Origin of the sequence: Neisseria sp. HMSC055H02 (genome assembly GCF_001813335.1) — a bacterium.
Classification (GTDB): domain Bacteria; phylum Pseudomonadota; class Gammaproteobacteria; order Burkholderiales; family Neisseriaceae; genus Neisseria; species Neisseria sicca_C.
Genome location: NZ_KV812087.1, coordinates 58838 through 72602, shown reverse-complemented (window position 1 = coordinate 72602; position 13765 = coordinate 58838). Strand labels below are relative to the sequence as shown.

Here is a 13765-nt window from a genome sequence, read left to right as displayed (position 1 = left end):
ACTATCCGAAAATTGCCTAACTTCATTACTCTAATCACGCACACGCCATGAAAGTAATACCGATACAAAATAATCACAATAGAAACGATGACAAGCCTGAGTTCGACCGCGAACTCATCGCCAGCCTTCCTTCCAGCGGTCCGCGCTACACTTCCTACCCCACAGCCGACCGTTTTCATGACGGATTTCGCGAAGCCGAATATATCAATGCCTTGAATCAGCGCGGTATGGGGGCTTTGAACAAGCCCCTTTCGCTTTATATCCACATCCCCTTCTGCAACACCATTTGTTACTACTGCGGCTGCAATAAAATCATCACCAAAGACAAAAGCCGCGCCGATGCCTACATCGAATACCTTGAAAAAGAAATGGAGCTGCTCGCCCCGCATCTGGGCGGACGGCATCAGCTCGCGCAACTGCACTTCGGCGGCGGTACGCCGACTTTCTTGAGCGACGACCAAATCGAACGCGTATTCCGCATGATACGCAAACACTTCCAACTGATCCCTGGCGGCGAATACTCCATCGAAATCGACCCGCGCAAAGTCAGCCGCGAAACTGTCCTCATGCTCGGTAAGCTCGGCTTCAACCGCATGAGCGTCGGCATTCAGGACTTTGATCCCAAAGTGCAGGCAGCAGTCAACCGCATCCAAAGCTACGACGAAACCAAAGAAGTCATCGATGCCGCCCGCGAAGCCGGATTCAAATCCGTCAGCGTCGATTTGATTTACGGTCTGCCGCACCAAACCGCCGAAAGCATTAAAACCACCATCGACACTGTCTTGTCGCTCGATCCCGACCGCCTTGCCCTTTATCACTACGCCCACCTGCCGCATATCTTCAAGCCGCAACGCCGCATCGATACCGAAGCCGTTCCCGGCAGCGAAGAAAAACTCGATATGCTGCAATACTGCGTCCAAACCCTGACCGAACGCGGCTACGTCTTCATCGGTATGGACCACTTCGCCAAACCCGATGACGAACTTTCCATCGCCCTCAAAGAAGGCTTCCTCCAGCGCAACTTCCAAGGCTACTCGACCTACGCGGACTGCGATTTAGTTGCCATCGGCGTATCCTCCATCGGCAAAATCGGCAGCACCTACTCCCAAAACGAACGCGACATCGACGCCTACTATGCCGCGCTCGATGCCGGACACCTGCCCATCATGCGCGGCTACCAACTCAATCAGGACGACCTTTTGCGCCGCAATATCATCCAAGATTTGATGTGCCGTTTCTCCTTGGATTACCGAATCTACGAAAGCGTGTTCGGTATCCCGTTCGACCGCTATTTCAAAGACGAACTTGCCGACTTGGAACAACTTGCCTCCCTCGGACTCGTCCGCCTGAAACCGCACGGACTGACCGTTACCCCCAAAGGCCGCTTCCTGATACGCAATATCGCCATGGTGTTCGACTACCACCTGCGCCACAGGGAAACCAAAGCCCAATATTCGCAAACGGTGTAAAGAGGAATAGCAAAGGTCGTCTGAAAACCGTTTTCAGACGACCTTTGCCCTTTGTTTCCCTTTGTTAAGGAACGCTAATGAACGAACAAACCAAACAGGCCGCACAAACCATAGGTCGTCTGAAACGTAAAGCCAGCGACGAAGAACAGCTGCAAGGCTGGCGCGAAACCTGCGCCGAACAAGGGTTAAGCGGCGAATTTATCCTGACCACCAAGCTCAACGGCGCGGCTTATACCGAGGAAGAAGCCCGCATGGTGGCGGAGCTTTTCGGCAAATAAACTGACAATTTATTATTTTAAAATTACAAATCATATCAAAACTTGACAAATTTACTGATTTTGATTATAGTCGTATATGAGTTAACATTGCCGATTTGACACAGCTTGCGGGCATAAACAGCTAAAGCGTATTTTCATTTTCTGCTGTTTTTATTCCTTTCTTTATATCCAAGCCCGTTGTGTACAGCATCGGGCTTCTTTTTTTCCGGAAGTATCAGGAAGTATTTATGATTATTTTGGACAACGTTTCCAAACATTACCAAACGCGCGACAAAACCCGTTTTGCCGCCGTCGAGCCGACCAGCCTCGAAATCCAAGACGGCGAAATCTTCGGTCTGATGGGCTATTCCGGCGCGGGCAAATCCACCCTGTTGCGCCTGATTAACCTGTTGGAACGTCCCGACAGCGGCAAGGTCAATGTGTGCGGACAAGAGCTGACCGCGCTCGATGCCGCCGCATTGCGTCAGGCGCGGCAGAATATCGGCATGGTGTTTCAGCAGTTCAATCTTTTGAGCAACCGCACCGTCGCCGACAATGTTGCCTTTCCTTTGGAAATCGCAGGATGGCCGTCTGAAAAAATCAAAGAACGCGTTAAAGAATGTCTTGAAATCGTCGGCTTGACCGAACGCGCCGACCACTACCCCGCCCAGCTTTCCGGCGGACAAAAACAGCGCGTCGGCATCGCCCGCGCGCTCGCACCCAAGCCCCAAGTCATCCTCGCCGACGAACCGACCTCCGCCCTAGACCCCGCCACCACGCGCAGCGTCTTGGAATGTTTGGAAGACATCAACAAACGCTTCAACGTTACCATCGTCATCGTGACCCACGAAATGAGCGTCATCCGCCGCCTATGCGACCGCGCCGCCCTCTTGGATAAAGGAAAAGTGGTGGAAATCGTCGAAGTACACGACAACCAAATCCACGCCCAATCCGAAATCGGGCGCGAACTGATTCGGGAGGACTGATATGGCAGACTTAACATTCGAACAAGCCGTTTCCACCATCGTCGGCATGAAAGACGAAATCGTCCGCGCCTTGGGCGAAACCTTCGTCATGGTCGGGCTGTCCACCACGATTGCAGTCATCTTCGGCACCCTGCTGGGCGTCTTGCTTTTCGTGACTTCCAACCGCCAGCTGCATTACAACAAGCCGGTAAATTTCCTGCTCGACAACTTAGTCAACCTGATGCGTGCCTTCCCCTTCGTCATCCTGATGATTGCCATGATACCCGCCACCCGCGCCATCGTCGGCAGCACCATCGGCCCGATTGCCGCCTCACTGGTATTGAGCGTGTCCGGCCTGTTTTACTTTGCCCGACTGGTGGAACAAAACCTGCGCGAAGTCCCCAAAGGCGTGATTGAAGCCGCCACCGCCATGGGCGCATCGCCGCTTGCCATCGTCTGCAAAGTCCTCTTGAACGAAGTGCGCGCGGGCATGGTTTCCAGCATCACCGTCCTCGCCATCGGCCTGCTCTCATACAGCGCGGCGGCAGGCATGATAGGCGGCGGCGGCTTGGGCGACCTCGCCATCCGCTACGGCTACTACCGCTACCAAACCGAAGTCATCATCTTCATCGTCGCCATCCTCGTACTGCTCGTTATCCTGATTCAAAGCACCGGCAACGCATTGGCGCGGAAATTGGACAAACGTTAAACTGTCAAAAGGTCGTCTGAAAACTTTTCAGACGACCTTTCCAGTCATATCCTTTTGAATTTCCAACCAAACCCATTATAATATCGCTTCCTCGCGCCGTCGCGGACGACTCCCGGCGGCATTTGTTATGGAAGAATTATGAAGCCGTCTATCTTAGAAAAACTACAACAACTCAGCGACCGACTGGAAGAAGTCACCCGCCTCCTCGGACAGCCCGAAGCCACGTCCGACATGGACAACTACCGCAAGCTCACGCGCGAACACGCCGAATTGACGCCCGTGGTCGAAGTGTTCCAAAACTATCAGCTGGCGCAAAGCGACTTGGCGGATGCCGAAGAAATGCTGTCCGACCCCGAAATGAAAGACTTTGCCGCCGAAGAAATCGAAGCGGCGAAAGCCAAAATCGACACGCTCGATACCGAACTGCAAAAACTGCTGCTGCCCAAAGATGCCGACGACGACAAAAACATCTTCATCGAAGTGCGTGCCGGAACGGGCGGCGACGAAGCCGCGCTGTTTGCAGGCGATTTGCTGCGCATGTACAGCCGCTACGCCGAGCGCAACCGCTGGCAGGTCGAAATCGTTTCCGCCAATGAAAGCGAGTTGGGCGGCTATAAAGAAGTCATCGCCCGTATCGTCGGTTTGGGTGCGTACAGTCGTCTGAAATTCGAATCGGGCGGCCACCGCGTACAGCGCGTCCCCGCCACCGAAAGCCAAGGCCGTATCCACACCTCCGCCTGCACCGTCGCCGTCATGCCCGAAGCGGACGAACTCGAAGACATCGAGTTGAACCCCGCCGACCTGCGCATCGACACCTTCCGCGCATCCGGCGCGGGTGGTCAGCACATCAACAAAACCGACTCCGCCGTCCGCATCACCCACCTGCCCACCGGCATGGTGGTCGAATGTCAAGACGGCCGCAGCCAACACGCCAACAAAGCGCAGGCGATGAAAGTCCTCGCCGCCCGCCTGAACGACGCGCAAAAACGCGAAGCTCAAGCCAAAGAAGCCGCCGAACGCAAATCCCTTATCGGCAGCGGCGACCGCAGCGAGCGCATCCGCACCTACAACTACCCCCAAGGCCGCGTGACCGACCACCGCATCAACCTCACCCTGCACAAGCTGGATTTTGTGATGGACGGCGACTTGGAAGAAATCACCAACGCCCTGATTGCCGAACATCAGGCAGAGCTACTGGCGGCAATGGGCGACTGATAGGGCGGTTGATGCTTGGTGCCAAAGCGTGAAGGCAGGCTTAATGGCGGGAAAACAAGTTCTGCCGCAGCGCAAATCAAGCTTCAGCCGTCGCCCGCCACCCTTTCCGTAACCATAAAAATCTTATGCGGAAATGACGGCGCTCCTAAAAACACCTTCCCAAAGTCCTCAAACGCAAACCCAGATAAACCGGTTTTCCCAGTCTTCCAACAATCCGCCCCTTTTTCAGACGACCCATCCCAACCCATGAACACCCCGCTCACCCGCCGCCGTTTTTTTGCCATCGCCGCCCTAACCGCCGCCGGAGCGACCGCGCCCTTCCTCCTGAACCGCAACCGCCCTGCCCCGTTACCAACTACCGGCGAGCCCGTCATTTGGAAAGGCATCGCGCTGGGTTCCGGCGCCGAGCTCCGCCTCTTCGGCGTTGACCGCAAAGAAGCCGAAATCCTCGTCAACAAAGTCCTCGCAGAAGTCGCCCGCCTCGAAAAAATCTTCAGCCTCTACCGTGAAGACAGCCTGATCAACCGACTGAACAAAGAAGGTCGTCTGAACAACCCGCCGCCTGATTTCCTCGCCCTGTTGAGCATCTGCCGCGACATCCACGCCCTGACAGACGGCGCGTTCGACCCCACCGTCCAAGTATTGTGGAATCTTTACGCAGACCATTTCCGCCGCAACCCGCGTGCCGAAACCCCGCCGTCCGAACCTGACATCCGGCGCGCCCTCAAACTCGTCGGCTTCAAACACGTCGTCTTCGACCAAAAAGCCATCCTCTTCGAACAAAAAGGCATGGGCTTGTCCCTTAACGGCATCGCCCAAGGCTACATCACCGACAAAGTCACCGCCCTGCTGCAACAACACGGCATCCGCCAAGCCCTCGTCGATATGGGCGAAATCCGCGGCTTCGACACCGACAACCAACGCACATGGAACGTCGGCATCCGCAATCCCCAAAACGAAGAAGCCACCCTCCTGACCATCCCCATGCAAAACCAAGCCTTCGCCACCTCAGGCGGCTACGGTACCGTGATGGACGAAGCCGGCAAGTTCACCCACCTCTTCGACCCGCGCACCGGCACTGCCACACCGCGCTACCGCAGCGTCAGCGTCATGGCGCCGACCGCCGCCGTTGCCGATGCCTTCTCCACCGCGTTCTCCATCATGGACGAAGCCGCCATCCGTACCGCCGCGCGCGCCAAAGAGGCAAAAGTCTGGCTGGTCATGCCCGACAACCGCATCGAAACCCTAGCCTGAACATTGTATTTGGCAAAAAAGGCAGGCTCTCCCGAATACAACAAAACTTAAAAGTCAAAAGGTCGTCTAAAAATCTCGAATCAAGATTTTCAGACGACCTTTGCCATTTTGGGACAGTTTTTAAATCAAGCCTAGGGAATTGACAAATACGACGACAATCGCCAAAGGTGCAACATAGCGCAACACCATCAACCAAAGACGGATAATGGTTTTCGGTACGCTACTGCCTGAACCCGCATCCGCCAATACGGACTCCCTATCCTGAACCCACGCAGTGAACACTGCAACGCTCAATGCGCCAATCGGCATAATGACCGCCGAAATCAGGTAGTCCCACAAATCGAAAACGGTTTTTCCGAAGATTTTAAACTCACCCCAAACACCGAAAGACAAGGCAGAGGGAATACCGACAATAAAAATTGCCGTACCAATCAGCCAAGTATGGCGGCTGCGTTTACCCTCATCCTGACGAATCGTAGCGGCAATGACGGTTTCCAACATCGAAAAGGCCGAAGTCAGCGTCGCAAACACCACCAGCAGCATAAAGACGGCAAACAAAACTTGTCCCAATGGCATTTTCATGAATACGGCAGGCAAAACAACGAAAATCAAACCTGGTCCCTGGCTCGGTTCAAAACCGAAAGCAAATACCGCCGGGAAAATAACCAGCCCCGCCAGCAGAGAAACCAAAAGGTTCATCCACATAATGATATTGCTCGAACGGAACATATCTTGGTCTTTACCCAAATAAGATGCATAAGTGATCATCGCAGACACGCCGATACTTAACGCAAAAAATGCCTGACCCAAAGCCGTAAGCATGGTTTGCGGCTTCAAATGCGACCAGTCGGGTTTCAGCAGGAAGGATACCCCTTCCATCGCCCCGGGCAGCGTCAGTGAACGGACGGCCAAAACAATAAACAGGATAAACAGGCCCGGCATCAGGTAACGGTTTGCTTTTTCAATCCCGTCGGACACACCGCCTTGAACCACCCAAATGGTAATCAGCATGAACAGCCCTTGATAAAACAACGACCCTGCAGGACTGGAAATGGTCGCACCGAATAATGCCTCAAAATCCGCACCGGCATGGATTTCTCCAGTAAAGCTATGGACGACGTAGTTCAACACCCAGCCGCCGACGACACTGTAAAAAGACAGTAAGATAAAGCAGGCTGCTACCCCCATACGCCCCACCCAAGGCCATTGTGAACCGGGACGCAGGGTTTTGAAAGAATCGATGGCATTTTTACCGCCCGTTCTGCCGATATAAAACTCGGCAAGCTGTACGGGTAATGCCACCAAAATCGTAAAAAGCAAAAACAACAGGAAAAACACCGCCCCACCGTTTGTCCCCGCGGTATACGGAAATTTCCAAATTGCGCCCAAGCCGATTGCCGAACCTGCCGCAGCTAGCACAAAACCAAGTTTGGACGACCAAGAAACCGGATGATTCATGATTATTGTATTAAGAAATGTGAAGAAACCGCATTGTAGCAAAGCGTAACCGCATATAGCACAGCCATAATGACCTGCATCAAAATTTCGCACATAAGGTGCGCTTAAAAAGACAATATTGAATAAAAAATCTGATATTTTGTTTTTTGGATAAACATAAATACAAAAAACAGGTAATTTTGATATTTTATTTCAAACGAACACTACCATGATAAAAAGCACAAAAGAAAAAGCCCGGACATTTGTCCGGGCTTCGGTAATTGGTGGGTCCGGTGGGTTTCGAACCCACGACCAAGGGATTATGAGTCCCCTGCTCTAACCCCTGAGCTACAGACCCTCAAGAGAAGAGGCATATTGTATCATAAAATATTATAGAGACAAGGACCGCTTGGCTTTTATCGCCGTATATTTTATCCATAAATACTTTGCCTCAAGTCACCTGAAAACAAAAATTACACTTTCAGACGACCTTTTCTCATGCATACCATATAATTCAAAAAAACAGGCCGCTAAAAGCGACCTGAAAAACTCTTGCAGCTGGGAGTGATAGCAAGAGGTTACGACACTTTAAACCAAGCTTCGTTAGCATAACGGAGCATTTGTTCAGGAATCTCTTCAGCGCTGCTGACAACAGAGATACCTGACTTACGCATTTTATAGACAGCCTGAATAGTGCTTTCAGGTGCATAACCGTGGCAGGCGGCAAGATTGACGATAATGTGCAGGTTGTCGTTGTACCACAGTAATTGTTCGGCGGTACGGCTGATTGCTTCTTCCGTTGCCAAACCGCCGATAATGACAGTATCTGCTTTTTCTGCATAAAGCCATTCAATCAAACCGGTGCTGCGGGCTTCGTTATCATCATGGAAGCATGCACCAAAACCATTCTCCCCGCCTAATTCGATTACATGGTCATAATCAGCAGATGCCGGCAAACCATCCAGCAAATTTGCACCACGGCAACCGCCTGCACACTGGCTGAAATAGCCACCTTCCCGCGCAAACATAATTCCGTTGCGTTTAACGACTGTGGCGCAAATACTCTCCGGATCAATATTGACGTTCTCGACCAAAATACGCTTATCTGCGATAGCTGCCTGACGGTTTAATTCTTTAACCATGTTTTCCGGTTGATGCAGGAAATGGTTGGCATTGGCTGCCATGCAGGTAAAGCGGAATTGAGGTTGAATATCGATAGCGACAGTCGTCATGATGTGACTCCACAAAAATCCGGATAAATCCGGAACATTACCTTCGACAAATGGTTATTATCCAAGATAATCGGTGTATTTATGATGAACGGTATATTATCAGGATAATCGGCAAATCGCCAGAAGTATTTAACAAATAGTAACAATTTATACCGCAAATATCTGTTTTGTAGAATTCACTTTCAGAAATTTCACAATGAATATCAACTCAGTAAGCATAAATATTTGAAAATTATTTCTGTTTTAATTCTCCTTATTAACTCTTTCCCGGCTTTCACCCTAAATTCAATGTGGTCTAAAAACAACAATCCGAGACGAATATAGTTATATTTTGTCTTAATAGACCTTTTCACATGTATTTACCAAGACTTCTTGCTAAAACAGATTAAAACGCAACGCTTAGATAAACAGCAGTCATTCCACCTTAGACCGAAAAATCTAAAACCACAAATACAAAAAGGTCGTCTGAAACCTTAAATCTCAGTTTCAGACGACCTTTAATCAGCTTTAAAATTACTGTTTACCGAACTGACTGTAGTCCACCAACATATATTTGGCAGTAATTTTCTGCGAGGCGTTGCCTTCGTCGCCCATCAGAATCATCTGCGGCTTGCCGTTGACCGTAATCGAATCGACGGCTTCGACGTTGGTGATGTGATGTAGGTTGGGCAGGGAGATTTTTTGCGGTTCGTCGGTCGGGTTGCCGCTCCAAGTCCACAGTTGCGAGAATTTCTGCCCGTTTTCATCCTTCACTTCGTTGGCGATAACGTAATTTTTCAACACGGGATCGTAATTGAGCGAACGGATGCCGCCGCCGTCGATGTCGAGGACGGCCACTTCGTCAAATTCGGGTTGGGCGTTGCGCTCGAATACGTCTTTCGGGTTGCTGATGAATGCCACCAGCGCCATATTGTTGAACTCAGGATCGCGGAAGCCCAAGACGAGGCGTTTCTTCACAGGGTCGAACGCCATACCTTCGATATTGATTTCTTCAAAGGAAACTTCGGCTTTGGTGCGTTCGCGGATGAGGTCGTGCAATTTGTGGTCGGTTTCCAAAACTTGCGTCAGATTGTCGTAGCTGGTCAGCCCCAACACATTACCGTCTTGGATTTTAAAGCGCATCAGGTGTTCGCGGTCGGGCGAGCGGTTGCCTTTGCGGGTGCGCGAGTGCGAAGTAAGCGCGTAGATAAAGCCTTCATCGTCGCGCGCCAATGCTTCCAAGTCGCTCAGGCGGCGTTTGAAGCCGGTAATCACGCGCGTATCCAAGGCCTCGTCTTCGATAAATCTGCCTGATGGATCGATGCTGACGATGCTGAACGCGTGGTTCGGTTCGTCTTCGGCAATCAGCAGTTTGCCGTCCGGAAGCTGTTGGACGGCGGAAGGCTCGTATACGCCGTTGAACATATTAATGCCCAAGGAGCGCAATTCTGCCACATTGTTGGCGGCAGGCTTAGTCAAAAGAGAAGGCAATGTCTTCACGCCGATAAACGCCGCTAGCGAAGCCAAAAGCCCCCAGCGGAATACGGCATAAGACAAATTGATGTATTTGAACTGTTTGTCCGCCAGCAAGCCCAGCCAGTAAAGATGATCACTCATCTTTTGATAGACTTGTTTACGGTCGCCCATAATCTCTTGCATCATTTCCCAATATTGATCTTTTTGCACCTTTACACGGTCTTCGTAAATCAGGATATTGGGCTGGCTGCCGCTGAAAAAGCGCGTTTCAGTACTGCTGAGGAGGGTTTTCAAATCACGCAGTTTGGCGCGTCCGCGGAAAAAATCCTTAACCCAAGTACGAGCTGCCTGCATTTTACCGATACGGTCAGGCGAAGCGGACAACAGCGCAAACACAATGGATGCAGCGGCGGTAATCATAAAGGTGCTCGCCGGAATTAGGAATTCGGGCGATGATGAGAAAATAAATGCGCCCGAAATCATCAGCGCAGACACGATAAAACCATTCAGCGAAATCATAATGTTCGCCTTGGTCGCTGCCAGTGCGAGCAACTCCATCTCTGAGCGAACGGCATTGCGGAACATGGTTTCCACACCTTTGTTCGTACCCAAAAGATCGGAGGGTGGCACATCAGCGAGTTGTCTTTGCTTTGTTCCCCTCTTTTTTTTATATTTCTTTTTCTTTTTCTTTTTTTCAGACGACGTTCCTATGCCTTCAAAGTTCGTGTTGTTCGTCAAAGCTTCTTCAGTATTGTACTCTTGCAGATTATCTTCCGTTTCAAATTGCATTGCCTCTTCAACTTTTAACGTTTCTTCAGTTTTTAAGGGTTCTTTGGTTTTCAGAGCTTCATCACCGTTTTCAAAAGCTTCATCTGCCCTCTCCCAGATTTCAGAAACAGGCTGCTCTGAAACAGATTGCCGGGCATCAGGGGCTGGACGCTCAATAGGTTGGTCCCAATCAGAAACTGTATTTTGCATATTTTGCGTCTCTTGACCTTCTTTATTTTTATTGTGGTAATCCATATTACCTTTATACTCCGTTTAAGTGAATCAGTTTAGATGGAAAGGAAAAGCGTTTTTTAGTTCCTTTAGCCAAAATAATTTACATATCGATAAACATTGTTATTCAAAACATTACATTTATCGGAATAATACTTTTAGTAATTGTTGATAACGTAATATAAATTCTATTTTTTCAGCAAAAACTGCCGCCAAACTTGATGTTTGCGGCAGTCTTAAAGCATTCTTAATCAGATCAGTAATCGATGCGCTCTTTGATGATTCTTAAGTCGGGGTAAGACAATTTGATGTCGTATTCGCGACCGCCTTTGTAGGCCTCTACTTCCAACACGGGTCTTCCGCGATAGTCGTCGGCATCGATATCGTGAACGCGGTAACCGCGTTGTTCAAGCATTCTGATGGCTTTTGCACGGTTTTGTTCAAAATTTCTGTCGCTGTAAATTTGGTGTTCAATGTAATCGCTTGCACCAGCAGTAGCGGCAGTCAGAGCAACAATAGCGGTCAATAATAATTTTTTCATGTTCGACTTCCTTTCGAAATGTGTCGTTGGGGTTTTGATAAGTGTATTTAAACACGGCAAAATTAGCAGTCATTTAGCACTTCGTTAAACGTAGTAAAGGTCGTCTGAAACGGTTCAGACGACCTTTTAACATTTACGCTCTCCATTATAGGCTGTATTTAAGTTTCTGCGGGCGGAAGGGGCGGGCGTTCGTCGGTTTCGTCCGATTTGGGTTTGATAAAGCGGCTGCACCAAATACCTGCTTCGTAAAGCAAGATAAGCGGGACGGCAAGCAGGGTTTGGGAAATCACGTCCGGCGGGGTAATAATGGCGGCAACGACGAATGCGCCGACAATGACGTAGGGGCGTGCGTTTTTGAGTTGTTTGGTGGTTACAATACCGATTTTGGCGAGCAGGACGACGACGACGGGGACTTCGAAAGTCGTGCCGAATGCGACGAACATGCCCAAAATAAAGGACAGGTATTTGTCGATGTCGGTCGCCATGTTGACGCCGACGGGGGTGATGCCTGCGAGGAATTTAAAGATGACGGGGAAAACGAGGTAATAGGCAAACGCCATGCCGACAAAAAACAGGCTGACGCTGGAGAGGACGAGCGGGGTGATCAGTCGTTTTTCGTTTTGGTAGAGGGCGGGCGCGACGAATGCCCAGATTTGGTAGAGCGTGTGCGGTAGGGAAACGAGGAATGCCGCCATCAGCGTTACTTTCACCGGCACGAAAAACGGCGCGATGACGTCGGTGGCAATCATGCTGGTGTCTTTGGGAAGATTCACCATCAATGGTTCGGCAACAAAGGTGTAAAGCTGCTGGGCAAACGGCATCATGCCGAGAAAGCAGACGACGATGCCGATGACGATCCACATCAGGCGGCGGCGCAGCTCGATAAGGTGTTCGATAAGAGGTTGGACGGGTTGTTCGTTTTGAGGTTCGGACACCGGTTTACTCACTTTTTACGGACGCGAAGTTTGGGTTTGGCATGAAATTTCGGACGCAGGTCGCGCTTGCGGTTCATCGCTTGTTTTTTGAGGGAGGTGATATGCAGCACGGGCGCGTCTGCGGAAGTGTCGATATAGCTGACTTCTACGGCATTGAAAACCGGAGCGGCACTGCCGGTCAGGTATTCGCGCCATGCGCGGTCTTGCTCGGATTCTGCAGGCGTGTCGGTTTCGACAGCATTCGTCGGATTGCCTGCTTGCTCCGTAGCGTTTTCAGACGACGTGGAAACAGCCGGGTCGTCTGAAACTTCCGTGCTTAACGAAGGAAGCGGGTTGCCATGTTCATCCAAACCGAAATCGGCAGGCGTGCGTTGCGCCGGCAGGCGTTCCCAAGGTTTGAGTCCGTCGGAAATGTCGTGCAGGTTGTCCTGCATATCCGTACCGTTTTCTTTGAGGCTGTCGCGCACTTGTGCGGCGGCGGCTTCAAATTCCTGTTTGGCTTTGCGCAGCTCTTCCAATTCGACTTGGGTGTTGAATTCCTGCTTGACGCTGCTGACGAGGCGTTGCAGCTTGCCGATAAGCCGTCCGGCGGCTCGGGCGGCTTCGGGCAGACGCTCGGGGCCGAGTACAATCAGGGCGACGATGCCGACTAACAGCAGCTCGCCCAAACCGAAATCAAACATAGATTATGCTTTGTCTTCGTCTTTTTTGTGTTCGATGACTTCGTCTTTTTTGGCGTCTTTGCCGTCGGTGCCCTCGTTCAGACCTTGTTTGAAGTCATGCACGGCTCCGCCGAGGTCTTTGCCGACGTTGCGCAGTTTTTTGGTACCGAAAACCAAAACAACGATGATTAATACGATAATCCAGTGCCACAGAGAGAAGCTACCCATAATAAATCCTTGATATAGTTGAAAATGGATGGTGGGAATGTTGGTTTATGCAGGCGTACCCATGATGTGGATATGCAGGTGGAACACTTCCTGCCCGCCGCCTTTGCCTGTATTGATCAGGGTTTTGAAGCCGTCGGTCAAACCTGCCGCTTCGGCGATTTGAGGGACTTTCAACATCATTTTGCCCAAGAGGGTTTGATGTTCGGGCGCGGCGTGTGCCAGCGAGTCGAAATGGACTTTCGGAATCAGCAGCAGATGAACCGGCGCAGCGGGGCGGATGTCTTTGAAGCACAACATCTCGTCGTCTTCGTACACGGTTTGCGCCGGAATGTCTTTGGCGGCGATTTTACAGAAAATACAGTTGTCCATAATGGCTCCGAGGTCGTCTGAAAACGAGCGCAGCGAGT

The 13765-nt window shown here is 50.9% G+C and carries 14 protein-coding genes and 1 tRNA gene; 6 read left to right on the top strand and 9 right to left on the bottom strand.

What is annotated here, in order from left to right:
- The first annotated feature begins 47 nt into the window (after positions 1-47).
- From hemN to HMPREF2907_RS04555, 6 genes are all read left to right on the top strand, one after another.
- A complete protein-coding gene (hemN, locus tag HMPREF2907_RS04580; protein WP_070440562.1) occupies positions 48-1469 on the top strand; it encodes an oxygen-independent coproporphyrinogen III oxidase in 1422 nt (473 codons plus the stop codon).
- 77 nt (positions 1470-1546) lie between these two features.
- Positions 1547-1747, top strand: coding sequence for a hypothetical protein (locus HMPREF2907_RS04575; RefSeq protein WP_045074852.1), 201 nt, complete (start codon positions 1547-1549; stop codon positions 1745-1747).
- Positions 1748-1974: 227 nt separating this feature from the next.
- Entirely contained in the window at positions 1975-2712 is a 738-nt protein-coding gene (locus HMPREF2907_RS04570) for a methionine ABC transporter ATP-binding protein (RefSeq protein WP_070680520.1), read from the top strand.
- 1 nt (position 2713) lies between these two features.
- Positions 2714-3400, top strand: a complete 687-nt coding sequence (locus tag HMPREF2907_RS04565; protein ID WP_070680517.1) for a methionine ABC transporter permease — start codon at positions 2714-2716, stop codon at positions 3398-3400.
- A 138-nt stretch (positions 3401-3538) separates the two neighbouring features.
- Positions 3539-4615, top strand: coding sequence for a peptide chain release factor 1 (gene prfA / locus HMPREF2907_RS04560; protein ID WP_070680514.1), 1077 nt, complete (start codon positions 3539-3541; stop codon positions 4613-4615).
- A gap of 246 nt (positions 4616-4861) precedes the next feature.
- Entirely contained in the window at positions 4862-5869 is a 1008-nt protein-coding gene (locus HMPREF2907_RS04555) for an FAD:protein FMN transferase (protein WP_070680509.1), read from the top strand.
- Between the two features lie 120 nt (positions 5870-5989).
- Here the strand turns inward: HMPREF2907_RS04555 and HMPREF2907_RS04550 are convergent, their stop codons facing one another.
- The 9 genes from HMPREF2907_RS04550 to HMPREF2907_RS04510 form a co-directional block, all read right to left on the bottom strand.
- Positions 5990-7327, bottom strand: coding sequence for a sodium-dependent transporter (locus HMPREF2907_RS04550; RefSeq protein ID WP_070680507.1), 1338 nt, complete (start codon positions 7325-7327; stop codon positions 5990-5992).
- Between the two features lie 261 nt (positions 7328-7588).
- Positions 7589-7664 (bottom strand) — tRNA-Ile (locus tag HMPREF2907_RS04545).
- A 220-nt stretch (positions 7665-7884) separates the two neighbouring features.
- Positions 7885-8538 (bottom strand): isochorismatase family protein, encoded by a 654-nt coding sequence (locus HMPREF2907_RS04540; RefSeq protein WP_070680505.1) that lies wholly within the window; start codon positions 8536-8538, stop codon positions 7885-7887.
- Positions 8539-9051: 513 nt separating this feature from the next.
- Positions 9052-11016, bottom strand: a complete 1965-nt coding sequence (locus tag HMPREF2907_RS04535) for a Pycsar system effector family protein (protein WP_070680501.1) — start codon at positions 11014-11016, stop codon at positions 9052-9054.
- 232 nt (positions 11017-11248) lie between these two features.
- Positions 11249-11533, bottom strand: coding sequence for a PepSY domain-containing protein (locus HMPREF2907_RS04530; protein WP_016687640.1), 285 nt, complete (start codon positions 11531-11533; stop codon positions 11249-11251).
- A 158-nt stretch (positions 11534-11691) separates the two neighbouring features.
- Complete coding sequence (gene tatC / locus HMPREF2907_RS04525) at positions 11692-12468, bottom strand: twin-arginine translocase subunit TatC (RefSeq protein WP_070680495.1); 777 nt, start codon at positions 12466-12468, stop codon at positions 11692-11694.
- A gap of 8 nt (positions 12469-12476) precedes the next feature.
- On the bottom strand, positions 12477-13151 hold the full coding sequence (gene tatB / locus HMPREF2907_RS04520) for a Sec-independent protein translocase protein TatB (protein WP_070680492.1): 675 nt from the start codon (positions 13149-13151) through the stop codon (positions 12477-12479).
- A 3-nt stretch (positions 13152-13154) separates the two neighbouring features.
- Positions 13155-13358: a Sec-independent protein translocase subunit TatA gene (tatA, locus tag HMPREF2907_RS04515; RefSeq protein ID WP_003679438.1), complete on the bottom strand. Its 204-nt coding sequence runs from the start codon at positions 13356-13358 to the stop codon at positions 13155-13157.
- A gap of 45 nt (positions 13359-13403) precedes the next feature.
- Complete coding sequence (locus HMPREF2907_RS04510) at positions 13404-13727, bottom strand: histidine triad nucleotide-binding protein (protein WP_003740880.1); 324 nt, start codon at positions 13725-13727, stop codon at positions 13404-13406.
- Positions 13728-13765 lie beyond the last annotated feature (38 nt).

Excerpts from the sequence above, each read along its gene's own strand:
- tatA (WP_003679438.1), bottom strand. The coding sequence starts at position 13,358 with ATGGGTAGCTTCTCTCTGTGGCACTGGATTATCGTATTAATCATCGTT.
- tatB (WP_070680492.1), bottom strand. The coding sequence starts at position 13,151 with ATGTTTGATTTCGGTTTGGGCGAGCTGCTGTTAGTCGGCATCGTCGCC.
- HMPREF2907_RS04570 (WP_070680520.1), top strand. The coding sequence starts at position 1,975 with ATGATTATTTTGGACAACGTTTCCAAACATTACCAAACGCGCGACAAA.
- HMPREF2907_RS04530 (WP_016687640.1), bottom strand. The coding sequence starts at position 11,533 with ATGAAAAAATTATTATTGACCGCTATTGTTGCTCTGACTGCCGCTACT.
- HMPREF2907_RS04550 (WP_070680507.1), bottom strand. The coding sequence starts at position 7,327 with ATGAATCATCCGGTTTCTTGGTCGTCCAAACTTGGTTTTGTGCTAGCT.
- HMPREF2907_RS04575 (WP_045074852.1), top strand. The coding sequence starts at position 1,547 with ATGAACGAACAAACCAAACAGGCCGCACAAACCATAGGTCGTCTGAAA.
- HMPREF2907_RS04510 (WP_003740880.1), bottom strand. The coding sequence starts at position 13,727 with ATGGACAACTGTATTTTCTGTAAAATCGCCGCCAAAGACATTCCGGCG.
- HMPREF2907_RS04555 (WP_070680509.1), top strand. The coding sequence starts at position 4,862 with ATGAACACCCCGCTCACCCGCCGCCGTTTTTTTGCCATCGCCGCCCTA.
- HMPREF2907_RS04535 (WP_070680501.1), bottom strand. The coding sequence starts at position 11,016 with ATGGATTACCACAATAAAAATAAAGAAGGTCAAGAGACGCAAAATATG.
- prfA (WP_070680514.1), top strand. The coding sequence starts at position 3,539 with ATGAAGCCGTCTATCTTAGAAAAACTACAACAACTCAGCGACCGACTG.
- hemN (WP_070440562.1), top strand. The coding sequence starts at position 48 with ATGAAAGTAATACCGATACAAAATAATCACAATAGAAACGATGACAAG.
- HMPREF2907_RS04540 (WP_070680505.1), bottom strand. The coding sequence starts at position 8,538 with ATGACGACTGTCGCTATCGATATTCAACCTCAATTCCGCTTTACCTGC.
- HMPREF2907_RS04565 (WP_070680517.1), top strand. The coding sequence starts at position 2,714 with ATGGCAGACTTAACATTCGAACAAGCCGTTTCCACCATCGTCGGCATG.